This is a genomic window from Paenibacillus sp. FSL M7-1414 (assembly GCF_038003195.1).
Lineage (GTDB): Bacteria > Bacillota > Bacilli > Paenibacillales > Paenibacillaceae > Paenibacillus > Paenibacillus amylolyticus.
Window position 1 is genome coordinate 217375 of record NZ_JBBOOS010000001.1, and the last position, 26968, is coordinate 244342.

23 protein-coding genes are annotated in these 26968 nt (G+C 46.5%); 16 read left to right on the forward strand and 7 right to left on the reverse strand.

The window, feature by feature from the left end; translation table 11 throughout:
- Positions 1-95: 95 nt before the first annotated feature.
- A complete protein-coding gene (locus MHH92_RS01040; RefSeq protein WP_076320061.1) occupies positions 96-1037 on the forward strand; it encodes an AraC family transcriptional regulator in 942 nt (313 codons plus the stop codon).
- Positions 1038-1160: 123 nt separating this feature from the next.
- Here MHH92_RS01040 and MHH92_RS01045 read toward each other — a convergent pair whose 3' ends face one another.
- The 7 genes from MHH92_RS01045 to MHH92_RS01075 all read right to left on the reverse strand — a co-directional run bounded on the left by MHH92_RS01045 (position 1161) and on the right by MHH92_RS01075 (position 9186).
- The gene (locus MHH92_RS01045; RefSeq protein WP_340901597.1) at positions 1161-1844 is read right to left on the reverse strand and encodes an ABC transporter ATP-binding protein; all 684 of its coding nucleotides are present in this window, start codon (positions 1842-1844) and stop codon (positions 1161-1163) included.
- On the reverse strand, positions 1844-2965 hold the full coding sequence (locus tag MHH92_RS01050) for an ABC transporter permease (RefSeq protein WP_340901598.1): 1122 nt from the start codon (positions 2963-2965) through the stop codon (positions 1844-1846). The genes MHH92_RS01045 and MHH92_RS01050 overlap by 1 nt, the downstream gene beginning before the upstream one ends.
- Before the next feature lie 123 nt (positions 2966-3088).
- A complete protein-coding gene (locus MHH92_RS01055) occupies positions 3089-3655 on the reverse strand; it encodes a TetR/AcrR family transcriptional regulator (protein WP_100526455.1) in 567 nt (188 codons plus the stop codon).
- 306 nt (positions 3656-3961) lie between these two features.
- Entirely contained in the window at positions 3962-4963 is a 1002-nt protein-coding gene (gene pdxA / locus MHH92_RS01060; protein WP_017691213.1) for a 4-hydroxythreonine-4-phosphate dehydrogenase PdxA, read from the reverse strand.
- On the reverse strand, positions 4960-6255 hold the full coding sequence (locus tag MHH92_RS01065) for a four-carbon acid sugar kinase family protein (RefSeq protein WP_076329623.1): 1296 nt from the start codon (positions 6253-6255) through the stop codon (positions 4960-4962). Before MHH92_RS01065 ends, pdxA begins: the two co-directional genes overlap by 4 nt.
- Before the next feature lie 95 nt (positions 6256-6350).
- A complete protein-coding gene (locus MHH92_RS01070) occupies positions 6351-7337 on the reverse strand; it encodes a 2-keto-3-deoxygluconate permease (RefSeq protein ID WP_340901601.1) in 987 nt (328 codons plus the stop codon).
- 166 nt (positions 7338-7503) lie between these two features.
- Positions 7504-9186: a PrpR N-terminal domain-containing protein gene (locus tag MHH92_RS01075; RefSeq protein WP_340901602.1), complete on the reverse strand. Its 1683-nt coding sequence runs from the start codon at positions 9184-9186 to the stop codon at positions 7504-7506.
- Positions 9187-9414: 228 nt separating this feature from the next.
- Between MHH92_RS01075 and MHH92_RS01080 the strand changes: the two genes are divergently transcribed.
- From MHH92_RS01080 to MHH92_RS01150, 15 genes are all read left to right on the forward strand, one after another.
- Positions 9415-9633, forward strand: coding sequence for a hypothetical protein (locus tag MHH92_RS01080; RefSeq protein WP_076329625.1), 219 nt, complete (start codon positions 9415-9417; stop codon positions 9631-9633).
- A 227-nt stretch (positions 9634-9860) separates the two neighbouring features.
- Entirely contained in the window at positions 9861-10565 is a 705-nt protein-coding gene (locus MHH92_RS01085) for a PspA/IM30 family protein (protein WP_340901604.1), read from the forward strand.
- 36 nt (positions 10566-10601) lie between these two features.
- Positions 10602-11633, forward strand: coding sequence for a hypothetical protein (locus MHH92_RS01090; RefSeq protein WP_036616300.1), 1032 nt, complete (start codon positions 10602-10604; stop codon positions 11631-11633).
- A complete protein-coding gene (locus tag MHH92_RS01095; RefSeq protein WP_340901605.1) occupies positions 11630-12430 on the forward strand; it encodes a TPM domain-containing protein in 801 nt (266 codons plus the stop codon). Before MHH92_RS01090 ends, MHH92_RS01095 begins: the two co-directional genes overlap by 4 nt.
- A gap of 46 nt (positions 12431-12476) precedes the next feature.
- On the forward strand, positions 12477-13520 hold the full coding sequence (locus MHH92_RS01100; protein ID WP_340027901.1) for an SPFH domain-containing protein: 1044 nt from the start codon (positions 12477-12479) through the stop codon (positions 13518-13520).
- A gap of 246 nt (positions 13521-13766) precedes the next feature.
- On the forward strand, positions 13767-13997 hold the full coding sequence (locus tag MHH92_RS01105; RefSeq protein WP_164783174.1) for a DUF896 domain-containing protein: 231 nt from the start codon (positions 13767-13769) through the stop codon (positions 13995-13997).
- Positions 13998-14083: 86 nt separating this feature from the next.
- The gene (locus MHH92_RS01110; protein ID WP_340901606.1) at positions 14084-15037 is read left to right on the forward strand and encodes a ring-cleaving dioxygenase; all 954 of its coding nucleotides are present in this window, start codon (positions 14084-14086) and stop codon (positions 15035-15037) included.
- Between the two features lie 117 nt (positions 15038-15154).
- Complete coding sequence (locus MHH92_RS01115; RefSeq protein WP_340901607.1) at positions 15155-16243, forward strand: low temperature requirement protein A; 1089 nt, start codon at positions 15155-15157, stop codon at positions 16241-16243.
- A gap of 267 nt (positions 16244-16510) precedes the next feature.
- Complete coding sequence (locus tag MHH92_RS01120) at positions 16511-19294, forward strand: glycoside hydrolase family 3 C-terminal domain-containing protein (protein ID WP_340901608.1); 2784 nt, start codon at positions 16511-16513, stop codon at positions 19292-19294.
- A gap of 189 nt (positions 19295-19483) precedes the next feature.
- A complete protein-coding gene (locus MHH92_RS01125; RefSeq protein ID WP_340388359.1) occupies positions 19484-19675 on the forward strand; it encodes a hypothetical protein in 192 nt (63 codons plus the stop codon).
- Positions 19676-20206: 531 nt separating this feature from the next.
- Positions 20207-20929 carry a copper homeostasis protein CutC gene (locus MHH92_RS01130; protein WP_340901609.1) on the forward strand — a complete coding sequence of 241 codons (723 nt, stop codon included), beginning with the start codon at positions 20207-20209 and terminating at the stop codon, positions 20927-20929.
- A 73-nt stretch (positions 20930-21002) separates the two neighbouring features.
- A complete protein-coding gene (locus tag MHH92_RS01135) occupies positions 21003-22463 on the forward strand; it encodes an alpha-L-fucosidase (protein ID WP_340901610.1) in 1461 nt (486 codons plus the stop codon).
- A 1-nt stretch (position 22464) separates the two neighbouring features.
- Positions 22465-24246 carry a glycoside hydrolase family 35 protein gene (locus MHH92_RS01140; RefSeq protein WP_340901611.1) on the forward strand — a complete coding sequence of 594 codons (1782 nt, stop codon included), beginning with the start codon at positions 22465-22467 and terminating at the stop codon, positions 24244-24246.
- 267 nt (positions 24247-24513) lie between these two features.
- Positions 24514-25380, forward strand: coding sequence for a sugar phosphate isomerase/epimerase family protein (locus tag MHH92_RS01145; RefSeq protein ID WP_340901612.1), 867 nt, complete (start codon positions 24514-24516; stop codon positions 25378-25380).
- 292 nt (positions 25381-25672) lie between these two features.
- Positions 25673-26731 (forward strand): Gfo/Idh/MocA family protein, encoded by a 1059-nt coding sequence (locus MHH92_RS01150; RefSeq protein ID WP_340901613.1) that lies wholly within the window; start codon positions 25673-25675, stop codon positions 26729-26731.
- Positions 26732-26968: the final 237 nt, after the last annotated feature.

Here is a 26968-nt window from a genome sequence, read left to right on the forward strand (position 1 = left end):
TGGGCGAAACTACGTAATGTATGCTGAAAATAACGTCTTTTTATTGCATTTCATGCTAAAATAAAATCATTAGAATCAGGATAGGGGGCATGTCCATGACACCATCGGTTTTGGCATACGAGCAAGGATATGCGATCCATGTGAACCAGCCTGGAGATTCGCTTTTTTATCATCTGGATTATGACGAACGCTCCCATGAACTGAATATGGAATTTCAGCATTTCCATGATTTCTATGAAATCTGTATTCTTCTGGATCGAACAGCTGCGCACATCATTGAAGGCAGTTTATATGAGATCCAGCCTCTGGATATCGTTCTGTTGAGGCCTTCATTGCTGCATAAAACGCAATATCCGAAGGGTGCTCCGCCGAAACGATTGATGATCACCTTTGCCATGCCACGTAATACACCTGGTCTTGAGAGCGGTTACACAGAGCTGTTTTCGATTTTTAATAAACCGGTCCCGATATTCCGATTTACAGAAGAAAGACGCAAGGAAGTCCTCGCGCCGATCAATGATATTTTTGCTATATCGCAGCAGTCTTCTGTCCTTCAATCGGTTATGATTCATAGCAAGTTCGTGGAGTTTCTCTGTGCTCTTCATCGTTACTCACCAGAGAACGGGTATGTGCGTGAAGAGACTGGATCAACGATGTCCAGGCGCATGTATGCCATTGCCTCTTATATTCACAGCCATTATCAGCAGGATTTATCTTTGGACGAGGTATCCAAGCGTTTTTATGTAAGTGCCCATCACTTGTCTCGCCAATTCAATAAGGTTACCGGCTTCACCTTCACGGAGTATGTGCAGATGACCCGTATTCGGAATGCCCAGCAAATGCTGCTGAATTCGAGTGAGAAAATCACAGATATTGCTGCACAGTGTGGGTTCACAAGCTTTTCCCAGTTCAATCGCATCTTCAACAAACAGAACGGAATGTCACCAAGTGCATATCGCCGAAGCAGACATTCGCAGAGCGAGCGTGAAGTTATGCTTGTGGGTGAGAGACCCGAACCACTTGGGAGCCTAGAGTGAGAGGGACGAGGAGAGTGATGGACAGACCTATAATCTACTTAACATGTTACTCTTTTCTGAATAGAAGCTTTTTATAAAAGAAGGAATAGAGAAGAGAAATGGTATATTGTTTGGTCCATATATTTACGATTCAGCTAGGGACAGACCGCCATCATACATCCGATAGACCTTGTCACAATATTCAAGCATACGCTCATCATGGGTAACCATAATGGCCGCTTTTTGGCGTGATTTCACTTCTTGCGCGATTAGACTAACCACTTCATGGGCTCGTTTCGTGTCCAAACTGGCGGTTGGTTCATCGGCCAAGATGATGTTGGGATTATTCATTAACGAACGCGCAATGGCTGTACGTTGTTTCTCACCACCGGATAACTCTTCGGGAAAACGTTTTAACTTCAAACCCAGCCCCAGTTCTTCCAGCAGTTTGGTGGCAAATGCCTTATCCTCTTTTTTGACCGTTCCTGCCATCCTTTTTACAACTAGCAGTTGATCCAGAACATTTAGATAGGGAACTAGATTTGAAGATTGCATAATAAATCCAACTTCTTGCAGCCTTATATTAGATAACTCTTTCTCCGTAAGCTTCGAAATATGATTTCCGTTTAGTTGAATATCTCCTTCGGAGGCTTTCAGCATGGCCCCAGCAATAGACAAGAATGTACTTTTACCAGAACCAGAAGGTCCAACTACAGCAACAAACTCCCCCGGTTCCACGGATATGGATACATGATCAAGCGCGGTGATCCGATTGTTTCCTTCGGCATAATACATAGTCACTTCCCGCATGTGCAGTCCCTTACTCATTATTCAACCCTCCCGAGCGCCTTAAGCGGATCAATCTTAGTGATTTTGCGAACAGATACCAGCGAACTTAACATAGCAATAACCAGCAAGATAACAGAATAATTGAAGACAAGACTGGTTTCCAGCTTAAATGGCATTCCTTTTGGCATAATTGCTGCTGTCCCATAAGTCAGCAAGATTCCAACAACAATACTAGTCAGCGAAAGTACAAACACTTGCGAGATAATGGCTTTTCCCAAGAAACGGTTACTAGCGCCTATCGCTTTCATAATGCCAAACTGGTTGGTTTTTTGCATCGTAATGACATAGAAGAATACCCCGAGTACAAATGCAGAGATCGCTAGTAGAAATGCAAGCATCATCAGAATAGTTCCGTTCTCCTCTTTGTACCCTGGCATGCCTTGCACAGCTTCCGACCGGGTAACTGTATCCGTGCTGGATAACTCTTTATTTATAGCTTCTGGATCAATATTCTCGCCTTGTAACATGATCGCATTAACCGGTCCGGCAATTCCTTTATCTGAACCTGGAGCCGCGAAGGCAATCTTCCGCCATTCAGCCATTGGGGTAAATACGGATGCAACGTGGTTATACGTCTGATTCTCCACATATCCGATAATTGTCAAGGATTCCGTCGTTCCATCCAGTTGAAACGTGTCCCCAAGTTGATAGCCCTCATCTTTCATGGTTGAATTCACCACGACACCCGTAGGGTTCTCGGAAGACAGGCTTTTACCTTCTACAATAGCTGGTTCCAAAAAGCTTCCTGGGTCAATTCCTATAATCGCTATATCTACCTTATCTTCATTCTTGGTGCTATTCTCTTTCAGTGCCGTTGCCATCGTACTTCCCATGGGTGATGCAGCATCCACATTAGGAAGTTGTTCCGCCTTCGCCACCAGTTGATCTGACAGCAGTGACTTGCTCATGGAAGACTGAGCTCCTTCTTCAAAGATGACATAATCAGCCTTCATGGTCTTGAATGTTGATGCGGCTAGCGTAGATAATCCGTTTCCCAGACCGGATAAAATAAATACCAACCAAGCCATTAGTACGAAGATAATGATAATCATCAAAAACTTCATTTTATTATGCATTAACTCCTTCATCGCTAAAAACATGATCTGTTCAACTCCTTCTTTCATTTTTATTGACACATGTGTCAAATTAGAGGTACAGCCACGTGGTTTATATAATTAAACGATATAAATGACACTTGTGTCAAATTAAAGCCAAGAATAAAGTTAGCTCTTGGCTCCTCCGATCCACATTTGGAACAGCAACTTTCCCCAATCAGGCGTAGGGATATTTAGCATATTAGGCGTATTAATTAAGTTAAAAAAAACACCAATAAGTACAGGTAGAGGAATATCTTGTCGCAGGGCTTGATCCTGCTGAGCGCGTTCAAACAAGCGTGATAATTGAATTTTTAGGGTCCTATGTGCTTCCTCAATAAATTCAAGATCTCTCGCTGCCGCAGCAGAATTAGTTGTATTAATTTTACTGGCATCTCCCAGAAGTTGATGGAGCGTAGATTCTTCTGCGTAGATCAGAAGCAGTTGCTCAAGAGCATCCATTGGATCAGTCTCATCAATGGCTAATGAATTCTCTAATACGGTTGCAATTGATCGCTTCATACAAGCAGCGACGATCTCTTCTTTATTCGCGTAATATTGATATATCGTGCTCCGGGCTCCGGACAGATGCTGTGAGAGCAGCTTGAGATGAAAACCGTCATAGCCATGCTCAAGTACTAATTTTTTAGTTGTGTCCAGTAGCTCTGTTTCAGTAAAAGATTGTTTTCGTCCCATTAAATCTCTTCCTTTTTATCATTTAAAGTCGGTGTGAATTTCACGTAATCGATGTGTACTGCAGGTCTGTAGAAGTTCTTCACTTTACTTGCTTATTATGATCAGTTTAGCATATGTTTGATGGCCATAATACCAACCAAGACTATTGTTCTGGATAAATGGGCGGACGATATACAAAAAGGCAAACCCTTGAACTTACAGAGGGTTTGCCTTTTTCCTTCTATTTATTGAATACCGAATATATACCGATACGAATACAATTGATCTTACGATCAGACTCACGCATGTACCGAATGAATCTTGATGTTATCCCTGATCCTTCGGCGCCAGCTCAATAGCAGAGCGGATGGCAGCCAACATGCTTTTATCATCGGCGATATTTTTGCCAGCGATATCAAAGGCCGTACCGTGGTCAACAGACGTACGGATGATACCGCCTTTCAGACCAACGGTGATGTTCACGCCTTCCTCAATGCCCATTACTTTGATCGGCGCATGGCCTTGGTCGTGGTAGCAAGCTACGACGATATCGAAGTCGCCGCGACCAGCGCGGAAGAAGAGTGTGTCCGCCGGGAGTGGACCAACGACGTTAATGCCTTCCTGCTGTGCACGCTCAATGCCGGGCTGCAGTTTCTCTTCTTCTTCTCCATTACCGAACAAGCCGTTCTCTCCAGCATGAGGATTGATTCCGCATACGGCAACGCGCGGATTCTCAAAGCCTGCTTTTTTCAACGTATCATGAGCAAGCTTCACGACGGTGTAGGTTCTTTCCGGGTTAATACTTGCAATGGCATCGATCAGACCCATGTGTGTTGTCAGGTGAATAACGCGCAGATTAGGCGTGGTCAGCATCATCGAGAAGTCCTGCGTATCCGTCAGGTCAGCCAGAATCTCGGTGTGCCCCGGATACAGGTGCCCCCCTTGATGGAGAGCTTCTTTATTCAAAGGTGCGGTGCAGATGGAGTGAATCTGCTGTTTTTTGGCAAGATCAATGGCTTTGGCGAGAAACTGGAATGCTGCATCTCCAGCCACGGCAGATACTTTACCGTATTCCAGATCCGCAGGAACGAGGTTCAGATCAATCACATCCACAGTACCGAATTCATACTTGGCTTCAGAAGGCTCTTGAATCGCGTTAACGTTCAGACTTGAACCGATGACAGGCAACACACGCTCCAGAATCTTCGCATCACCGATAACGAGTGGATTGCACTGATCGTACATTTCTTGATGACCCAGTGCTTTCATAATAATCTCCGGTCCAATACCTGCTGCGTCGCCCATCGTAATTCCAATTGTAGGTTTCATACGAGAATACCCCCTTTTAATTTTTGAATCGCATGGATAAAGACATCCGGTTTACCGAATCCGCCTGCTTTGGTAATCACATGCAGATCATCAATCCCTATAAACTTGGAGATCGGCACGCCGATTTCAAGCTCATCCAGCAACTCGAAGCCGCTAATATTCCATTTCAGACAGATTTGTTTTGCTGTATCGCCACCGGTCATGGATACCCCTTTGAACAATCCCTCTTCCAGCAGTCTGGCACAGATCTCACCCATCGCAAGTACAATCTCGTTGCTGACTTCCGTGTGATTGAGACCACGAATTTCGCCCGTTGCTCGTGCCAGTTCGATATCCACCTGTTCAGCGGTGGAGTAGAGGACAACATCTTGTCCTTCCAGCGCTTTGTCTCGAACCTCGTTATAGACACGTTCCATCTCTTCCGCGCGGTCTGCGGTTGCGGATACCGCTTTGAAAGAATGGAAGGAGACTGAAGCTACGCGGGACTTGCGCATCAAGCGATGCAGCTGCTCTCGGGAGTTTTTGTTCACACTGCCAACCACCGTTAGGATTGGACCGGGATTCTCCGGGATATCAAGTGACGCAGCCCTGGATTCCAACTCGTAATGTGCGGGGAGGTAATTGGCAATGCCCGCCGAACCTGCCCAAGTAAAGGTATACTCCAACTCGCGAGTCATCTGCAGAATCAGTTCCAGATGTCTTTCTTCGGTGGAGTCCACCATTACATACGGGATATTCTTTGTTTTCAACTGCTCTAGCTTGGTGCGAATATGATTCTGCCCGGCTTCCAGATCGGCGACGGTGATCTCGCCAACTTCGTACTTGGTCTGTTGTTTTAACAAGTCCGGAAGGTAGGAAATCGTTACAGGTGTCTTCGGATCATGGGCAATTTCAGTATCTGCCAGCGGAACGCCGTTCAGGTAATGGATTCCTTCCAATATCGTCCGGTTATTTTTTGGATAACCCGGGGCAATCATCATAAAGTCCGGCTTTACGACATCATATACAGCATCAATCTCGATGCCGATATTACCACGCATGGTGGAGTCCATTTTTTTGAAAATCGTCTCAAATCCGTTGTTCGTCAGCAATTCAGCAGCCCGATATACACGGTCATACGCTTCCTGCGAGGATATGGAACGACTATCTGTATCAAAGACGACGGCATCGTAACGTGTAAGAGGGCCTTCATCTATATTAAAAAGAACACTGGTCTTTAAGCCGTGACGGGCAAGCTGCACCCCGCTGTCATTGGCACCGGTCAAATCATCTGCAATAATGGCTAATTTCATGCAGTCATCCCTCCTTGTAAGCACAATTTAATATAAAGTCCGTTCAGATCATCCATTAAGCACAGATTAAGCAAATTAAATCAGGTGATACCCATTTATGTGGTTGGTCGTTGATTGTATTTCTCGATTCCACCTGATTTCTCTAATCGTTTGGAGAGGAACCCGATGAAGATCGGCAACAGGATGGCTGTTGTTACAACGCTCGCTGCAATTTGCACCGTAGCAATCTCGGCAATTGGGCCAAATGAAGCATTAGCAGCCACGATGGCAGCAGGTGTACCTACGGCATTCCCGGCTGTTGAACCTTCGGAAGCACCCACGATGGGGTTCCAGCCGATGGCTTTAAAGAGCAGGAAACCGATTCCGCCCGTTAATAACACGGTTAACACACCCAGTAAAATTCCGCTAAGACCACCTTGAATGATGGAGGAGAAGCTAATGTTCATACCCAGAGCAAATGCAAAGAACGGAACAAGTTTGTCACTGCCTTTATGCAGCCATTCCCCCAGATTGCGGTCCAGATTACCAATAATGACACCAACGATGAGTGGAAGCAATACTGCGACAAAGGCCATAGGGGAAAACATACCGTTTGCAAAACCCATCGCACCAAAGATGGAGAGCGCTACCATGGTCAGGAAAGGACCATCACTGAGAGCGAGGAAAGGGTAGGCTGCTTTGTCATCTTCTTTCCCGTATTGGCCGGCGAGAGCAATGTACAAACCGCCATTAGAGTTAGTCATCGCAGCAATAATGGCAAGCGGGGCCAGACCGAGAAATAACCCGTTTGAATCCGCGAACAAAATAGCGATAAAACCAAGGGCTGCACCAATCACCCATTTGAACGTAAGCAAGGTCAAACCTTTGCCGACAGAGGAACCTGCTGTTTTAAACGTAATCTGTGTACCCGCAATGAACAGGAACAGGGCAATCAACGTACTGGCACTGTTAACAAAAAGTGCTTCCGTGAATCCGCCAATGCGCAGGGCATTCGGGAAGAATGTATTAATGGTTGCACCAAGTAACAGGGGAACGACCATCATACCGCCAGGGATGCGATCTAAAGTTGCTTTAATGTTCATAGTAGTAGCTCCTTATGAAGTAATCGTTTTTATGAAGCGCTTGCAGGGATTATATTATCCCATATCGTTTAATATAGCAACAATAAATTATTGTAAATTTTAAATACGCAGTTAACTGTTTAAAAATGCAACACATAGAAGCGATAAAAAAGACGCAAACTTAAAGTTAATCTTTAAGTTTACGCCATAATGTGGCCCGGTTAATCCCCAGACGCTCTGCGGCCTTTGATTGATTGTTATTTTCCTCCTGAAGCACGAACTGAATAACTTCTTTCTCAATCTCCTTCAGCGTACCGTTCAACTTCATTGGGCTTGAAGAAGGTTGCTGATCCAGCAAGCGGGACAAGGTAGCCGTGGTGATTACATAATCTTGTTCGTTGAGTGCAGCCTGCTTGATCAGATGTTTCAGCTGGTTGACATTCATATGTGTGATCTGATCTTGGATCAGCTGTAGAGCATCTTCTTTGATTCTCACCGCAGTAGTTCCGTATTTGTGGTAGTAATCCGTTAGGAAATGTTGCATCAGTGGAGCCAGATCCTCTGGTCTATCCGCAAGATTTGGCATCATGATTGTATTAAGCTCCAGATCAAGTGACCACTGCGGGTTCATTATCTGTTCCCCGAGTATAAACACCCCAATCTGATTTTGAAGGCAGCTCTGGATAAAGGCGAGCAACTCCGGATCTTCCATACGTGTTTCCATGTGGTTAATCTCTACATTTCTAACCTTGGCGAGTGGTATCTTGTGCAAATGACCGGGCGGAACTTGCGAGAGATCCATCTGTAATAAGAGTCCGCCAACTGAGTACATCTGATGAATATGTTTGACCAGAAAAGATTTACCGGAATCTACTTCACCCCGCAGATAGATCGGTTCATGATTCTCGTAGAGTGCCCGAATGTTCTGTAATACCGCCTGCATGGCAGGGGATTCGGCAACGATAGGCTCCATCGATGCGTCCGTAAACGTTGTTATGCCGAATTGTGCAAAGGCATAGGGTTGTCCTTTTTCCAGCATATATACCTTGTAGCTCTTGTTGTCCAGGGTCGTTTCATAGGCGTTAACCGTGAGCTGGTAATCGTCCACCATGAACACATTTTGGATCTGGGATTGATGGAATTCCAGACTGGTATTGGTCAGATATATGTGATTATCGGTCAGCGGATTTTTCCCAAAATCGGTCAGGTTCTCGAATACAACTTCATTCCGTTCATTTAAAATAAGCAAATTCGGATGTTCCCGTGTAACCAGGTCATTCAGTATGATCGATATCGCATGATTTTTGCTCAAATAACGGTAGACCAGCTGTGCATCCTCCATCGCTCTAAGGATGGATTCCTGGCCAGATTGGATTAACAATCCCTCCAGACCGTAGGTCTTCGCGGTGTTGACGGTGATCACATCTCCGACAATCTGTCGGTACCCGGAAGCTTTCAACTCCAAGAGTAATCGGGCGACATCTTCCGAGCTATGTATGGTATAGACCTTGAGGGGCAGATCCATCAGATCAATAATCGATTGTGCACCAGAGGTGATGTTGGAGAAGCCAACAATGGCTGTTTGGCCGTTAAACTGGCTTGCCAATGTAAGTGAACGAATCATATCATAGCCCGATAACTGCACATCAATGACGGGAATGGTCACTGCTTTTTTAATGAGTTGGGCGGTTCCGCCGCGGCTGATGATAATCTCTGCACCATTTTTCTCAGCTTGAGTTGCTAATTCCACACCGTTTGCCAAGTCGCCCACGTCCGTCTGAATGGTTAACTGGGGAAAACGAGGAATGCACTCTTGTATAATAGGAATCATCGATTCGTAGGGAGCAATAAAGTGAACTCGTGTACGCATAATTTTCCTGCCTTTATAGAAAACTTTGATCCCCTTATTATAGCCAACTTGCGAAGGAATGGCACCTATGGGGGAACCAACACTGTCACATCTGAAATATGCCTGTGTGATATGCCTTCATAACTCTCCGAGTGGAATGTGATGAAGTACACTGAATCGAAACGTTATGTATTTCAAAATTAATGCATAATTGCACACGATAAGTATAGAGAAATGAGGAGATTTCACATGGGAGACATTCATAAAGTAGCTGAGCCGGATCACATCATTAAGGATGTTGTTGGGAAGTTCCCGTGCAGGGTGCTGTGGAGTGAAGGCCGCCCATGTCTAGAGTATCAGAGGGAAGAGGATGTGGCGTTAATAACCGAATACGTCCATAAAACGTATAACGTTGAATTATTGGATGTGTTTTTCACAGCGGTGGAGAGTCTTCCGGTTGAGCCCTAGTTAGGTAGGGATTTGTGGATTGCGAGAAAGGATTAGTAATTGAGTTATTGTGTGTTTATACAAGGTCATAAGGCGACACTATAGGTGTTCGTCTTTTCTTTTATTACTCCATCATTACCCGACTTTGGAAAGGAGAGACTCCATTTGCCATCGTGAAATGTGAAACGTATGTGGGCGTATTCATGTATTATAGTATACATATGAACTTTTCGGAGGAGGAACAAGTAATGGGAATCTTATCGAGGTTTAGAGACGTGATGAAGGCCAATGTGAACCACATGTTGTCTCGGGCGGAAGACCCGGAGAAAAGTGTGAATGAATATATGCGAAGCCTGAGCAGTGATCTGGGTCAGGTAAAAGCGGAGACGGCAGCGGTGCTGTCAGATGAGAGCCGGGCGAAGCGAGCATTGGATGAGTGCAGCGCCGAGGTCAACAAGTTACAGCGGTATGCGGAAAAATCGGCGGAGTCGGGAGACGAAGACAAGGCACGTGGTTTTCTGGAGAAGAAAGTGAAGTTGGCTGACAAATTGAACGAATTACAGGCTGCCTATGAACGTGCTTCAGCCAAAGCCAAGATGATGAAACATATGAATGATAAACTCGTTGCAGATCTGGGGAAATTGGAGGCGCGGCATGCAGAACTGAAAGGTCGCATGGCAGATGCAAAGGCGCAGCAACAGGTCAACGAACGGAATGCATCTGCGGGCAGAGCTGATGCTACATTGAAGGCCATGGAAGACAAGGCGAACCAGGCGCTGAACGAAGCAGAGGCTTTGGCAGAACTTCGTGCTGGGGCACAGGAAGATGATTTGGACGAATTAATTGCCCAGTTGGAGAGGGACATGAACGCAGATGCGGGTAATAATGAGAATGCGTCGCCAAGTACGGAGGAAGAACTCGCAGCGATTCAGGAAAAGCTGAATAATAAGTAATACGTTACACCATTTCGTTAACATTGAGGTGAGCAGATGCCGGTTATTGAATATAAATGTCCAAACTGCGGCAGTGGCATGATCTTTGACAGTGTGTCAGGTGCATTATCCTGTCCCAGCTGCGGCCGCCAGGACAACATAGAGCAGATCCCCGATCCTTTGAAAAGACAAGTATTCACCGAAAACGAGGTCAAGGAATACCACTGTAACAGCTGCGGAGCTGACATTGTGACAGAACCGGAGACCAGTGCGACGACATGTAGTTTCTGCGGTGCAGCGGTTGTACTCAGTGATCGGCTGACGGGCAATCTGGCCCCTGCGATGGTGATTCCCTTTTCGATCAACAAGGATCAAGCCAAGCAGGCTTTCAAAAAGTGGTGCAAAAACGGCCTTTTAACGCCAAGTGGCTTCATGTCCGCCGATCGGATTCAGAGTATTACTGGCATGTACGTGCCGTTCTGGTTGTACGAGTTACATAACAAAATCGAAGTGCATGGTCGTGGCACCAAGGTCAGATCCTACACCCAGGGCGACTACCATTACACGGAAACACAGCATTTTGATATATACCGCCGGATTCGGCTGAATTACGTGAATCTGCCCATCGATGCATCGGAGAAAATGAAAGATGAACTGATGGATAAGCTTGAGCCTTTTCCATATAATCAGCTGAAATTGTTCAAGACCCCGTATCTGGCGGGGTACATTGCGGAAAAATACAGTTATACGGACGAGGAACTTTTCCCACGGGCCAAGGATAAAACGAGATCGTACATTGATTCTTATATTGCCTCAACTGTATCCGGATATACCAGCGTGAGCTACACGGACAAACAGATTGATACTACGCTCAAAAATGCGGACTATGTGCTGCTCCCAGTGTGGATGGTCAACTATGACTACAATCGGGCACAGTATACCTTTGCCATGAATGGTCAGACAGGGAAAGTGGTCGGCAAACCACCGATCAGCAAAGCCAAAGTGGCTGGATGGTTCGCAGGGGTATCTGCGGTCTCGTTGTTGTCACTGAAGCTGGTTTCCTGGATGATGGGAGGTGGATTCTTATGAGAAAAAGAACCCCTCTGGCCGTGATGGCTACGCTCATTTTACTTATGATAACCCTTGTCGCTCCGTTGATTCCCATGTCATCGGCATCCGCAGCGGAGAGCAAAAATCTCATCTACGACGAGGCCGACCTGCTGAGTGAGCAGGAGATAAGTGAACTGAATCTACTTGCGAATCAGTATGGCGCGGAACGGCAGACAGACTTTGTTATTTTGACAACAAATAATGTTGAGAATCAGGATGTTATACTCTTAACTGAAGATTTTTATGATGAGCAGAGGCTAGGATACGATAAAGAACATGGTAATGCTGTCATATTGACGATGGATATGAATAATCGTGAAGTGTATCTGGCTGGATTTTATAAGGCAAAAGAATATCTGAGCGATCAGCGGCTTGATGCTATCCGTACCCGAATTACCTCTGAATTGTCCAGTGGGGATTATAAACTCGCATTTGAGAAATATATTGAGCTCTCTTACAAATATATGGGGTATGAACCTGGTGTGAATCCAAACAATATTTTGTTCAACGGTTGGTTTCAGTTGGGAGTATCTGTAGTTCTTGGCGGTATTGTTGTTGGTATTATGACCTATCGATCCGGGGGACGTGTCACGGTCAATCGTGCGACTTATGAGGATTCAAGCAATTCCAGTGTAATTGATCGTCAGGATCGTTATATCCGTACAACCGTAACCAAGCGCAAAATCGAGAAGAACAACAACAACGGTGGCGGAGGAGGAGGCGGGGGTACCTCCCGAGGCGGTCATTCACACAGTGGAAGTAGAGGTTCGTTTTAGTAACTGAGTAATCGGATTACGTTAAATAGAAGGGATGGGAATTAGTATGGGATTTTTCAGAAATCAATTTTCGAATGTGGTGGAATGGGAAGAGTTCAGAGATGACATGATATTTTGGAAGTGGAGCAACCGAGAGATCAAGAAGGGGAGTAAACTGATCATCCGTTCCGGTCAGGACGCCATTTTCCTGAATAACGGTAAGGTGGAAGGCATTTTCGAGGACGAAGGATCATTTAATATCGATTCCGAGATCATTCCATTCCTTTCTACATTAAAAGGGTTCAAATTCGGATTTAACAGCGGCATGCGGGTCGAAGTCTTGTTTGTAAATACAAAAGAGTTCACCGTGCGGTGGGGCACACAAAGTCCGGTGTTGATTCCAACACCACAACTCCCGGGCGGTATGCCAATTCGGGCCAACGGAACATTTAATTTCAAAGTAAGTGACTATGTCACCCTGATTGATAAGATTGCAGGCATTAAGCAGAGTTATCTGGTCGAGGATGTCAAAATCCGAATCACTTCTGTGCTGGATCAGCTTCTAATGAAGTGGATTAGCCGCGAAGGGAAGGATATGTTCAACCTGCAGGCCAACGCATCGGATATTGCCAAAGGGATTCAGGAAGATCTGGATATGCAGATGATGGACATCGGAATTGGGATTACCGGTTTCCAGGTGATGAGCTTCAACTATCCAAAAGAGATTCAGGATATGATTACAAAGACCGCTTCGCATGAGATGATTGGTAATCTGCAAAAGTATCAACAGGTGAGTATGACAGACGGCATCTCATCCGGTAAAGTACAGGGCGGCGGCGCAGCTTCGGATATGGCGGGCATGATGATGGGTATGAACATGGCCAATGAAATGATGAAAAACATGAACCAGAACCAAGGCCAGAATCAGAACAACAATGCCAACTCGTCTCAGAATCAAAATAACGACCAGAAACCAGCGGGAAATAACAACGGTGATTCAGGTAACTCTTCATCTACAGAAGGCAACAAGAAGCCAAACTTCTGCCCGAACTGTGGAGCCAAAAATGATGGAGCCAACTTCTGTCCGAATTGTGGTCAAAAGCTGGGCTAATCAAATAAATACATGTAGGACTAGGTTCGTAGTAAGTGAAATTACTGCGGAGCTAGCCCTTTTTTGTTTGGATTCATACTTAAAGCAACATGGCGTAGAGCAGAGGAACGGGTGCAGTATTTTAATTTTTATAAAAGAGTTGACAACCGATCACAAATCATTTATCTTTAACTTAAGATATTTAATTTAAATATAAATAACAACCCAAACAAATATCTTAAATCCATTACACAAGGAGAGATCAAGATGATTATCCCAACATTGACCAGAATAAATGAACTTTCAAGAAAAGCCAAAGAGGGCGGATTGACGGAGATGGAGAAAGAGGAACAGGTTCGTCTTCGCCAGGAATATCTGCAAACTTTTCGCGGTTCGGTCAACGACATTCTGCTGAATGCAACCATCTATGATCCAAACGGCGATGACGTGACTCCTGATAAATTGAAACAAGAACAGGCCAATCAAAATAACAACTAGAATACAATTCGCTAGATCATATATCTTAATTTAAAGATAATACAAACTTACTATAAATCACTTACTAAACCAAGGAGGAATTAATCATGACTATTCAAACAGCAGGTATTCACCATATTACAGCTTTCGCAGGAGATCCACAGGCTAACGTAGATTTTTATGCCGGAGTTCTGGGACTTCGTCTGGTGAAAAAAACAATCAACTTCGATGCACCTGATGTATATCATCTGTATTTTGGCGATGAGCACGGAAGCCCAGGTACCATCATTACTTTCTTCCCATCGGCTGGATCACCACGGGGGAAAATTGGTGGAGGTCAGGTCGGCATCACTTCCTATGTCATTCCTCCTGGGTCGATTGGCTTCTGGCAGAATCGGCTGGAACAGTATAACATTGAGGTAACCAAAACAAGTCGCTTCAATGAAGACCTGCTTCAATTCGAAGATGGCGAAGGCCTGCGGCTTGAGCTTGTTGAACGGGAAGAGGGAGCAACCAGCACTTGGGCGCACGAAGGAATTCCAACAGATAAAGCAATCAAAGGCTTCGGCGGTGCTGTCCTGTTCAGTGTTAACCCGCAAAGAACGATGGATGCTCTTGAGAAAATTTTGGGATTTGTCAGAGTGAGTGAAAATGAAGAGTATGCTCGTTTCCGGTCCAGCGGGGATATCGGTAATGTCGTAGATGTTCCAGTGACCCGTATGGCTCTGGGTAAGGGTGGCGCAGGAACCGTGCACCATATTGCATGGCGCGCCAAAGACGATGAGGAGCATGCACAGTGGAGCGAAGCTGTACGTGATTACGGGTATCAACCGACTCCAGTGCGGGATCGTCAGTACTTTAACGCAATCTACTTCAGAGAAGCTGGCGGCATTCTGTTTGAAATTGCTACAGATCCTCCGGGTTTTGCCAAAGATGAACCTGCTGATTCGCTTGGACAAAAATTGATGCTGCCTGAATGGTTTGAGAAATACCGCCCTCAAATTGAGGACAATCTGCAACCGATTGTGGTAAGAACGCTCGTACCTGCTACAGTACAATGAAGTAAGGTAGATGGCGCTCAGAGTTTTTCCTCTGGGCGCGTCACCAGGTCAGCGGGAAGGTAACTGAGTTAGCAACAGGCGTTGTATTATGAGAAAAACCTAAAGGAGCAACGAAGGATGATGGAGAAAAAGGTTACCTGGCTGGAGCTGTTTTACGATCTGCTATTTGTAGCAGCGGTCGCCAAAGCGGGTCATGTCTTGTTACATGCCGAACATGGAGTAATTACGTTTGAATATTTAATGAAGTTTGTGCTTATTTTTATCCCTGTTTGGTGGGCATGGGTCGGTCAGACCTTGTTTATTAACCGTTATGGTCAAGACATCCTGATCCATCGAATATTCCTCATCCTTCAGCTTCTGTCCGTTATGGTCATGACGGCGAGCCTCTCTACCCATTTTGACCAATACTATCTGTCCTTCTTCATTGGATATATCGGCTCACGGGCATTTACGGCGATTCAGTATCTGACGGCTCACAAGTCAAAAGGCGAGCATCAGCAGCAAGCGGCTCGTTACCTGGGTATCTGTTTCCTTATTGGCATATTGATCTCATCAGGTTCATTGTTCTTCGATTCCTGGTTACGCTACGTGATTTTGTATGCGGGGATTGCTGTGGACATCATACTTCCGTTGATCGGACGCAAAAATCTGGTAAAGGTACCGGTTCAGACCCATCACTTGTTGGAACGTTTCGCGCTCTTTACACTTATCCTGCTGGGTGAATCGGTGGTAAGCATTATCGCGGTGCTGCAAGCCGATCATTGGGATATGAAATCCATCTTGTTTGCCGCCTTTACGTCCATCTTTGTCATTGCGATATGGTGGCAATACTTCGACAACGTGGAGAAAAAGGTCAGCAAAGAGATTCAGACTGCCGGGCAAGCGATCATATACGGCCATCTGTTCATCTACATCTCCATGAGCATGATCGCTGCTTCAATTCAGCTGTTATATCAGAATCAGTTAAACTATGTGTTCATGCTAGGGTTTGTGTTTGGATCAACGTTACTGTATTTCTTGTCGACATCACTTGTGTTCCACCGTTACAGACACGCACATCTACGACTCCGGCCACGTCATCTGGCAGTCATGGTGGGCTTACTGGTGGCATTTGTCCTTGTTGATCTGGTCTACCGGGTTCCTGCTTATGTGATCATGGGCGAAGACATGTTATTCTTCCTGGTTTATGCGAAACTTACGACTTGATATAAGTAAAATAAAATGAAGAAAAGTCACGGACAATAGGTGTCCGTGGCTTTTTATTATGCCGCTAATTCTGGACATTTTTTAATAATATAAATAAAGCACAAATCTAATTTAATTTCTTCTATAGAATCTGTTAATATGAGACTATGAACAAGTGAATCTACCAGATCATAGAATATCTTTTATATCAAATGAGCGCACGTTTTGTTAGTTCATTTTGTATATAGCGATTCGTAGATATGGGGATGACAATCAGGAGGGAAATCATTGAGCACACATCAAATCGGAGTTCCATTGGAAGGGTTTGCAGAGTTTAGTCGTACGGTTGCCGCTGAAGGAGCCGTTTTACTCAGAAATGAAGGCCAAGTGCTTCCACTTCGTGAAAACGAAAACGTTTCAGTTTTTGGACGGATTCAAGTCAATTATTATCGGAGCGGCACGGGTTCAGGCGGTAGTGTTCATGTGGCCTACACAACGAATCTATTGGATGGTCTGCGCAGCAAGAAGAATATAACGGTCAATGAAGAGCTAGCAGCTGTCTATGAGAAGTGGATTGAGGAAAATCCATTTGATGATGGCGGAAAAGTATGGGCGGCCGAGCCATGGAATCAGAAAGAAATGCCTTTGACGGATGAACTGGTTGCACAGGCTAGAAGCAAATCCAGCAAAGCCATTATTGTGATTGGACGTACAGCAGGAGAAGACCAGGATAATGCGGATGCGCCAGGAAGTTACCAACTGACAGAAGATGAGAAAGCGATGTTAAAGCAAGTTACTTCGCAATTTGAACACACAATCGTTGTGTTGAATGTCTCAAATATCATCGACATGAGCTGGTTAAACGAAACGTATCTACATCCGATCCAAGGCGTAATTTACTCCTGGCATGGCGGTATGGAGGGTGGTAATGCGATTGCCGATGTGCTGGCGGGGGACGTTACACCAAGCGGTAAACTGACAGATACGATTGCTTATTCCATTGAAGATTACCCTTCGACAAGCAATTACGGCAATGAGTTCAAGAACCTGTATCAGGAAGATATCTATGTAGGTTATCGTTATTTCGAAACGTTTCGACCTGAGCGCGTTCAGTTTGAATTCGGTTACGGCCTGTCTTATACGACGTTTTTGGCCCAGCACGAAGAAGCGAAATCAGTGTCCAAAGACGGTAAAACCTACATTGAAGTTCGTGTAAATGTGACCAACTCAGGCACAACATATGCGGGCAAAGAGGTTGTGCAGGTCTACTATGAAGCACCACAAGGCAAACTGGGACAACCGGTGAAGGCTTTGGTGGCTTTTGGCAAAACAGGATTGTTGCAGCCGGGCGAGTCAGAACTTCTGACGATCAGCTTCCCGATCCATGCCATGGCATCTTACGATGATGCAGGCGTTACAGGTCTTGCTTCCGCGTACGTATTGGAAGAAGGCACATACCGACTGCATGTAGGAACCAGTGTGAAACAAGTGCAGCATATCAGCATTGATGGCCAGGATGGCTATAGTATTGAATCTCTTCAATTGGTGGAGCAACTGCAAGAAGCGATGGCCCCAACTGAAGATTTTACACGGATGAAACCAGGTTCACGCAAGGAAGATGGATCTTATGAACTGACTTATGCAGAAGTACCGAAACGTAAGATATCCATGGCAAACCGGATTGAGCAGAATCTCCCGCAAACGCTGGAGCAGACAGGTAACCAGGGCCACAAGCTGAGTGACGTTAAGGCTGGCAAAGTGAGTCTGGAAACCTTCATCGCTCAACTGAGTGATCAGGATCTGGCGGCGATTGTCCGTGGTGAAGGCATGAGCAGTCCACTCGTTACTTCGGGGACGGCATCTGCATTTGGTGGTGTCAGCGACAGCCTGTTTAACTACGGTATTCCGGTAGCATGTACGGCAGATGGCCCGTCCGGTATTCGTATGGATAGTGGCGAGAAGGCAACACAGGTATCCATTGGTACGTTGCTTGCGGCCACATGGAACAAGGATCTTGTTGAAGAGTTGTATGTGATGGAAGGACAGGAATTGCTGAGAAATCAGGTGGATACCCTGCTCGGACCTGGACTCAATATCCGCCGGAGCCCGCTCAATGGCCGGAACTTTGAGTACTTCTCCGAAGATCCACTGATCTCGGGTGTATTTGCCGCAGCATGTACAAAAGGTATCATGAAGGGTGGTTCCAATGCCACACTGAAACACTTTGCCTGCAACAACCAGGAGAAACACCGCAGTAAAGTAGATGCTGTTGTCTCTGAGCGTGCACTGCGTGAAATTTACCTGAAAGGGTTCGAAATCGCTGTAAAAGAAGGCGGAGCCAACTCCATCATGACTTCTTACAACCCGGTTAACGGACACTGGGCGGCATCCAACTACGACCTGAACACCACGATTTTGCGTGGCGAATGGAATTTCGAGGGAATCGTAATGACCGACTGGTGGGCGATTATGAACGATGTGACCGAAGGTGGAGAAGCTGATCGCAAATACACCAACTGGATGATTCGTGCGCAGAATGATCTCTACATGGTTGTACCGAACTACGGCGCAGAGATTAATGGCTGGGACGATAATACAATTGAATCCTTGGAAAATGGAACATTGACTCTCGGAGAGCTGCAACGTTCCGCGATTAACATCTGCAAGTTCATCATGAATGCACCGGTGTCCGGTAGAAAACATGAGATCGTGGAGAACGTTGCTTCGTTCCAAGCGAATGCATCCCTATCTGCTGCAAAAGCTCAGGCGCTGGTTGAAAACGCACAGGTGAAACCTGCGGTAGCTGAACCTGTCTACATGAAAGTGGATGAGGCAGGCCATTATCGGATTATCGTACAGATCATGTCCCCTGAGCCGGAACTTGCTCAAAGTGCATGTAACCTGCTCCTGAATGACCAGTTGGTAACCACCATTCAAACAAATGGTACGGAAGGCAAATGGATCAGACAGAAACTTGTCAAAGTAGATCTTGAAGCAGGACTGTATGAATTGAAACTGGACTTCACCAAACCAGGTCTCCAGATTGACTGGATCGAATTCAAACAGGTGTAGAAGATAATCGGAAATATCAGGTGATAAGAGCAATCGAAAGGTTGTTCTGTCATCCAAAACAGAATACGTTGGTATATGACAAAGGACACTGTACGCGGGTGTCCTTTGTTGTAACACAGAATAGCTACTGTTATGATAGTGTTATGAGATTCGTAGTTCTGAACAATGGGGTCAGGGGTGTTGCGAAGAATGAGAAATTATAATTTTTTAAGTCCAATCCTGCTGGTTGTGGTGGCGCTGATTGTAAGAGGCCTGGTGACTAACCTGGGAATTCTTTTCGGATTATCACAAGAAGTGGCGAGTAATATTGCCATGATAGCCATGATTATTGCTGCACTGATTATGTTTAATCGAATGACGAAGGCTCGGCGTAGAAAATAGAAAAAGATCGGATAACCAGAAGGTTATCCAAGACATGAAGACACCCTCCGGGTGTCTTTTTTTGTATTGACGTTCTGATCCTAACGTTTTAGACTATTGCTAATAAATGATAACATTATAAATAACAAAAATAACAAAATCATTAAACAAAGTATATGATGTCCATTGCACTCTCTATTTGCTAGCCCATTCCGGTCCCCAAAGGAGAATCCAATCATGAAGATCATTGCCGACAAACCATATATCGTTCAGGACGGCCAGCCTTTGCAGATTGCAATCTGGAAGCTGACCGTCGTCAAATAATGATGAAGAAGGACCGCAGGAGCGCTGATGAAGCGTTCAGTCGGTCCTTTATGTCATGGATTAGGCCGTGTGCAGTTCGAGAGATGTGTATCGATAGGGGTTAACGGTCGAGAGTCGGGTGAGAACACGGCATTACAATCTCGGCAGTAGCTACTTCGACATAATGTCCTGCTGATGATCACCTTAATACGTTAGAATATTCAACGATGAAGTGAAGGGAGCGACCTTATGAAGAGACAGCCTGTATTGGAAGTCATTGCTGTGGATGTGGAAGATGCCAAGGCAGCTGAGGAGGGAGGGGCTGATCGGATTGAGCTGGTGTCTGCGATGTCTGAAGGAGGACTTACCCCCAGTTATGGCGTCATGGAGCATGTGGTATCCCAGGTATCCATTCCGGTGTATGTCATGATCCGTCCCCATAGCCGCTCGTTCCGCTATAGCGCAGATGACATCCACGCCATGACCCGGGATGTACGCGTGGCGAGGGAACTTGGAGCCGCTGGCATCGTAATCGGTGCCCTCACCGGAGATGGTGAAGTGGACCTTTTACCCATGCAATTATGTATGGCCGAAGCTCAGGGTTTGGGCGTTACGTTTCATCGTGCAATTGATGTGAGCACAAGCTTGACTGAGGCGCTCAAGGCTATTAACACATTGGGCAACGTGGAGCGTGTTCTTACATCGGGAGGGAAACAGACAGCGCCTGAAGCCATACTGGAACTGAAACAACTTCAGCAATTGGGGCAAACCTTGAACATCGCTGTCATGGCAGGGTCGGGGGTCACCATAGAGGGAATTCAAACGCTAGTGAGTCAGACGGGTATCACGGAAATCCATATGGGATCAGGCGTGAGGTACGAAGGCAGCTTTAATTATCCCATGGACCCACATTTGGTTGAAGAAGCCAAGCAGCAGTTATTGCTTGCATCACAGCCATTTCATGGACAGTAGTGCACTGAGTAGCGATCCAAGCGATGGAGATCTAGTGACATAGGAATGTACGAAATAAAAGGAGTGATACGCCATGAATCAAGAACTGCAACCAGCCGAATGGATTAAGTCCGCAGCACAGGTCAGCCCATCCGAACGCCAGCTGAGGTGGCAGGAGATGGAGTTCTACGCGTTTATTCATTTTACGGTAAATACATTTACGGATCAGGAATGGGGCACTGGGGAGGAAGACCCGGCGATTTTCAATCCTTCTGAACTGAACGCAACGCAATGGGTGCAGGCGTGCAAGGCTGCGGGGATGAAGGGGCTGATTCTGACATGTAAGCATCATGATGGATTTTGTTTGTGGCCCAGTCAGTTTACAGCGCATACGGTCGCGGCTAGTCCGTGGAGGAACGGTACGGGGGATTTGGTTCGGGAAGTCGCCGATGCCTGCCGTGAGGGTGGATTGAAGTTTGGCGTGTACCTGTCTCCTTGGGATCGGCATGAAGCCACTTATGGAGATTCCGAGAGGTATAACGAGTTTTTCCTCCAACAGTTGCGCGAGCTGCTTACGAATTATGGCGACATCTTCTGTGTATGGTTCGATGGTGCATGTGGTGAGGGTCCGAATGGCAAAAGGCAGGTCTATGACTGGGACGCCTATTATGCGCTTATTCGTGAACTTCAGCCTGAGGCTGTCATATCGGTATGTGGCCCGGATGTTCGCTGGTGCGGCAATGAAGCGGGGCATACGCGGGAATCGGAATGGAGCGTTGTGCCAGCGCATATGCAGGATAATGAGAAGATTCAGGAGCAATCGCAACAGGTGGATGATGGTGAGTTTGCCACAAGGATCAATACGCAGGACAGTGATTTGGGAAGCCGAGAGGTCATTCGTTCCCAAGGTGAGCAACTGATTTGGTACCCTGCCGAGGTGAATACCTCGATTCGCCCAGGATGGTTCTATCATGCCAGTGAAGATGATCAGGTCAAAACACTGGAAGAACTGCTCGCCGTCTACTACGGTTCAGTGGGGGGTAACGCCACCTTTTTGCTGAATCTGCCACCGGATAGGCGTGGTCTCATTCACGAAACGGATGTGCAGCGACTACAGGAATTGGGAGATTCGCTGCGTACCATTTTTCAGGAAAATTTCGCCTTGCAGGCGCTGGTAAAAGCATCGGAGACGATGGATGAACAACATGCCGTATCGGAAGTGCTGACGGAACGCCGGGATACGTATTGGTGTCCTCACGAAGGAACAGAGCGGGCTTGGATTGAGCTGGATTTGCAGGAAGAAAGATCATTTGACCGGGTGGTGCTGATGGAACATATCCAGACAGGTCAACGGATTGAGCGTTTTACACTGGAGTTACAGACGGCAGATGGTGGTTGGGAAACGTTCTACACGGGGACGGTGGTGGGGTATAAGCGAATTTGCTGTTTCCCACAGGTCACATCGAGAAAGATGCGTTTAAGCATTCATGAATCCAGATGGTATCCTACGTTGTCCGGGTTAGGCATATATCTGAGCGAGCGGGGAGGGTTGTAAAATGGCGGTGCTGACGTATAAAGGTTCACAATTTATGTATGATGGCGAGCCCATTCGGATTTTGTCGGGTGCCATCCATTATTTCAGAGTGGTCCCCGACTATTGGGAGGATCGGTTACTCAAGCTGAAAGCCTGCGGTTTCAATACGGTGGAGACGTATGTGCCATGGAATATTCATGAGCCGCAGCCGGGGCAGTATTGTTTTGAAGGCATGGCTGATCTGGAACGTTTTATTCGCATTGCGGGAGATGTGGGTCTGCATGTGATTGTTCGCCCAAGTCCTTATATATGTGCCGAGTGGGAGTTTGGCGGATTACCTGCCTGGCTGCTTGCTGATGATGATATCCGTCTTCGGTGTAATGATGCAAAATTTCTGGCGAATGTGGATCGTTATTATGATGTGCTTTTGCCCAAATTAAAACCCCTTCTTAGCACCCATGGCGGACCGATCATTGCAATGCAAATTGAAAATGAGTACGGCAGCTTCGGGAACGACGCGGGTTACCTGCAATATTTACGTGATGGCATGGTAGAACGCGGTATGGATGTGTTGTTACTTACCTCGGACGGCCCGACAGACCACATGCTACAAGCGGGATCAGTGCCGGGGCATGTGGCTACGGTCAATTTTGGATCAGGTACGGAGGGAGCGTTCGCCAAGCTGCGTGAATATCAGGCGGACGAACCTTTAATGTGCATGGAGTATTGGAACGGCTGGTTTGATCACTGGGGTGAGTCGCATCATACCCGGGAAGCCGCAGATGTGGCTGGTGTGTTTGAAGAGATGCTTCGAGCAGGAGCCTCAGTCAACTTTTATATGTTCCACGGTGGAACGAATTTTTCATTTTACAACGGGGCGAACTGTCAGCAGAAGGATCAATACGAACCGACGATTACAAGTTACGACTACGATTCACTGCTCAGTGAATCCGGGGAGCCGACAGCAAAGTTCCATGCGGTGAGGGACCTTATTGCTCAATATAGCGGCGAAGATCTGGGTGAGCTTGTGCTACCAAAATCGAAGGGGACCATCGCTTATGGGCGGGTGGAGTTGACCCAACAGGCGTCATTACTGGCGCAGATGGACCGGATATCAGTCCCGGTACAACGCACGAATCCAGAACCGATGGAGAAGCTGGGTCAGGATTATGGCTTTATTTGTTATCAAACCCGAATATCCGGGCCCAGGGAGCGACAGGAACTGGTGGTTCAGGAGGTGCATGACCGTGCGCTTGTGTTTGTTGATGGGCAATTTCAGGGCGTGCTGGAACGGGGGAATACGGCATTATCGGTTTCCTTTGCAGTACCGCCAGAGGGCGTAGATCTATTGATCCTTGTTGAAAATATGGGGAGAATCAACTATGGGCCTTACCTGAGAGATCCGAAGGGGATTACGGAGGGGGTGCGACATGGCTTTCAATTTTTATATGATTGGACGATTCATTGTCTGCCATTAACCGATCTGTCGGGTTTGCAATTTAGTGATGTGATTAGCGAAGCAATTAACGAAACAATTAATGAAGTACAGGGACCAGCATTTTATCGAGGAGAGTTTAATATCACGGATGTAAGAGATACTTTTCTGCGACTGGATAGCTGGACCAAAGGGGTTGTATTTGTAAACGGATTCAATCTGGGGCGCTACTGGAATAAAGGGCCGCAAAAAACGTTATATGTACCAGCCCCGCTCCTTCGTGAAGGTGAGAATGAAATCATCGTATTCGAGCTTCATCAGACGTCTGAACTGGCCGTAACGTTTGTAGATACACCGGATTTGGACTAGAAAAAGGAAAATAGGTGAGCCAAACGATTAATGAGAATTGTCGTGTCCGCCGGAAAAAGGTATACGTTGGGTATGGACATTGACTAGGGCGTGTCTGAAAACTCCGAAGGACGCAGATTTTGCCGAATTTTCGTTCCAAGCAAGGAAATTTTCCGCAGGCGTGCCGGGGCACGTCAAGGGAAAGTGACGCAGCAGGGGGCGAAAAGGTGGTAAAAGATGCACTTCAGTGAGTTTTGAGACACGTCCTAAAGGAGAGGATGAGGAAAAATGAAAGTTGGACTCAGCACCTACAGTCTGCAACAAGCATTAGATCGCAAAGAATTGACCGTACCGGATGCCATTCGTTGGATCGCCGATCAGGGCGGGGAACATGTGGAGATTGTGCCGATGGGATTCAGTCTGATCGATAACCCGGAGTTGATTGATGAGATTAAAGCTGTGGCAAAAGAGGTAGGCATCGACATTTCCAATTATGCCATCGGCGCTGACTTTGCTTTGCAGGAAGACGCTGAAGCGTTGGAGCAAGAGATCCAGAATGTGATGCGACATGTGGATGTGGCTGCTGCGTTGGGAGTAAAGCTGATGCGTCATGACGTGGCTTTTCGCCCTGCACCAGAGGGAACCGTAGCACAGTTCGAGATCGACCTAACGGTACTGGTGAAAGCCTGTCAGCGGATAGCCGATTATGCAGCGGATTTTGGAATCACAACAAGCGTTGAGAACCATGGGTACTATGTGCAGTCGAGTGAGCGAATTCAGCGTTTGTTACACGAAACGGCGCGGAGTAACTTTAAGACCACGCTGGATGTCGGCAATTTCCTCTGTGTGGACGAAGACCCGGTGAGTGCCGTGAAAAATAACATTCCGTACGCGTCGATCGTGCACGCCAAAGACTTCTACTGGAGACCTTCCTACCGGAACCCCGGTGAAGGCTGGTTCCAAACCTCGCATGGCAATTACCTGCGCGGTGCCATTGTGGGCCATGGCGATATCGACATGCCTGAGGTATTCCGTGTATTGAAAAAATCAGGGTATGACGGATATATCTCGGTTGAATTTGAAGGCATGGAAGATTGCAAAACGGCCTCACGCATTGCCATGGATAATGTCCGCCGCCTATGGGAAGAGGCATAGGGCGGAGTACTTGTTTTAAATGAAATATGGCTTGTTACGTATGGCTCAAACAGAAAGTTAATTCAGTCAGGAAAAGTAGTGGAGGGGGCGAGATCGATTCTGAAGAAACGAAGTTAAAAGCTTTCTGTAAGAAAGCTACTTCGTAAGCATTAACTTGCCTTTATCACCGGATTTCCTCTTTGCAATAAGGGGATTAAAGAAATCTGGGGATAAGAGCGATCGGAAGAATGATTCGCAACCGGACGTCTACCCGCTGGACGTCAATTATTTTATTTATGGAGGAATCAGCACTATGTCCAAATTGAAAGTCGCCGTTATCGGTGCCGGATCCATATCCGATTGCCATTTGCAAGCCTACGCCAGTAACCCGGACGTTGAAATATACGCTATCTGTGACCTGAATGCAGAACGTGCCGCAGAAGTTGCGAAGCAATATGATGCTCCTCATGTGTTTACCGATTATAAGGAACTGCTCGCACTGCCCGAGATCCATTCCGTCAGCATCTGTACATGGAACGGCTCCCATGCAGAGATTAGCATTGCTGCTCTGGACGCAGGCAAAAATGTGTTATGTGAAAAACCACTCTGCCAAACGGTGGAGGATGCCCTCGAAGTAGAGAAGGCGGTTCATCGCAGTGGAAAGCTGCTGCAAGTCGGTTTTGTTCGCCGATATAGCGACAATGCACAAATTCTGAAGAAGTTTATCGACGAGGGTGAGCTGGGCGAGATCTATTATGCCAAAGCCTCCAGTCTTCGTCGTCTGGGCAATCCGGGTGGCTGGTTCTCGGATATCAACCGTTCCGGTGGTGGTCCGCTGATCGATATCGGGGTGCATGTAATCGACATTTGCTGGTATCTCATGGGCAGACCAAAGGTGAAATCCGTCTCCGCCAACGTGTCCAATCGATTGGGAAACCGCTCGAATATTAACAATCTGTCGTTCTACAAGGCAGCGGACTATGACGCGGGGCAGAACACCGTTGAGGACATGGCGAATGCACTGATTCGTTTCGAGAACGGTGCGAGCCTACTCGTGGATGTCAGCTTCACGCTCCATGCTAAAGCGGATGAGACTTCGGTAAAGCTATATGGCGATAAAGGCGGTGCCGAGCTGGAGCCAGAAATTTCGATCATAGGCGAGAAATTCAACACCATTTTGAACATGACTCCACAGGTGGATTTCAAATCATTCGACTTTATGGGATCGTTCCGCAATGAAATCAACCATTTTATCGATAGCACACAGGGCCGCAAAGAAACACTTAGCCCCGTTGAAGACGGCGTCGAAGTGATGAAAATGCTCTGTGCCATCTACGAATCAGCCCGTCAAGGCCGCGAAATCACGCTGTAAAAGGAGCATTGCATAGCGTTGTTACGCTACGTAGATACTTTACTACTCCCGTGGCATTAAAAGTTATGAGTACTTCGTTCCCTTTCAATGAAAAGCTCCGTTCCGGGCGGGCGTGGATTCGTCCTTTCCGCTCGCCGTTGGAGCAGAGTAGAGAGCGAGTGCTAACGAATCTGAGGCATCTTATTTAAGGATCTGAAGCACCAGTAGAAATCTAAGAAACCTGAGACACGTTATATG

Bases quoted from the DNA above. Each gene is read 5' to 3' on its own strand.
- MHH92_RS01040 (WP_076320061.1), top strand. From the start codon at position 96: ATGACACCATCGGTTTTGGCATACGAGCAAGGATATGCGATCCATGTG.
- MHH92_RS01045 (WP_340901597.1), bottom strand. From the start codon at position 1,844: ATGAGTAAGGGACTGCACATGCGGGAAGTGACTATGTATTATGCCGAA.
- MHH92_RS01050 (WP_340901598.1), bottom strand. From the start codon at position 2,965: ATGTTTTTAGCGATGAAGGAGTTAATGCATAATAAAATGAAGTTTTTG.
- MHH92_RS01055 (WP_100526455.1), bottom strand. From the start codon at position 3,655: ATGGGACGAAAACAATCTTTTACTGAAACAGAGCTACTGGACACAACT.
- pdxA (WP_017691213.1), bottom strand. From the start codon at position 4,963: ATGAAACCTACAATTGGAATTACGATGGGCGACGCAGCAGGTATTGGA.
- MHH92_RS01065 (WP_076329623.1), bottom strand. From the start codon at position 6,255: ATGAAATTAGCCATTATTGCAGATGATTTGACCGGTGCCAATGACAGC.
- MHH92_RS01070 (WP_340901601.1), bottom strand. From the start codon at position 7,337: ATGAACATTAAAGCAACTTTAGATCGCATCCCTGGCGGTATGATGGTC.
- MHH92_RS01075 (WP_340901602.1), bottom strand. From the start codon at position 9,186: ATGCGTACACGAGTTCACTTTATTGCTCCCTACGAATCGATGATTCCT.
- MHH92_RS01080 (WP_076329625.1), top strand. From the start codon at position 9,415: ATGGGAGACATTCATAAAGTAGCTGAGCCGGATCACATCATTAAGGAT.
- MHH92_RS01085 (WP_340901604.1), top strand. From the start codon at position 9,861: ATGGGAATCTTATCGAGGTTTAGAGACGTGATGAAGGCCAATGTGAAC.
- MHH92_RS01090 (WP_036616300.1), top strand. From the start codon at position 10,602: ATGCCGGTTATTGAATATAAATGTCCAAACTGCGGCAGTGGCATGATC.
- MHH92_RS01095 (WP_340901605.1), top strand. From the start codon at position 11,630: ATGAGAAAAAGAACCCCTCTGGCCGTGATGGCTACGCTCATTTTACTT.
- MHH92_RS01100 (WP_340027901.1), top strand. From the start codon at position 12,477: ATGGGATTTTTCAGAAATCAATTTTCGAATGTGGTGGAATGGGAAGAG.
- MHH92_RS01105 (WP_164783174.1), top strand. From the start codon at position 13,767: ATGATTATCCCAACATTGACCAGAATAAATGAACTTTCAAGAAAAGCC.
- MHH92_RS01110 (WP_340901606.1), top strand. From the start codon at position 14,084: ATGACTATTCAAACAGCAGGTATTCACCATATTACAGCTTTCGCAGGA.
- MHH92_RS01115 (WP_340901607.1), top strand. From the start codon at position 15,155: ATGATGGAGAAAAAGGTTACCTGGCTGGAGCTGTTTTACGATCTGCTA.
- MHH92_RS01125 (WP_340388359.1), top strand. From the start codon at position 19,484: ATGAGAAATTATAATTTTTTAAGTCCAATCCTGCTGGTTGTGGTGGCG.
- MHH92_RS01130 (WP_340901609.1), top strand. From the start codon at position 20,207: ATGAAGAGACAGCCTGTATTGGAAGTCATTGCTGTGGATGTGGAAGAT.
- MHH92_RS01135 (WP_340901610.1), top strand. From the start codon at position 21,003: ATGAATCAAGAACTGCAACCAGCCGAATGGATTAAGTCCGCAGCACAG.
- MHH92_RS01140 (WP_340901611.1), top strand. From the start codon at position 22,465: ATGGCGGTGCTGACGTATAAAGGTTCACAATTTATGTATGATGGCGAG.
- MHH92_RS01145 (WP_340901612.1), top strand. From the start codon at position 24,514: ATGAAAGTTGGACTCAGCACCTACAGTCTGCAACAAGCATTAGATCGC.
- MHH92_RS01150 (WP_340901613.1), top strand. From the start codon at position 25,673: ATGTCCAAATTGAAAGTCGCCGTTATCGGTGCCGGATCCATATCCGAT.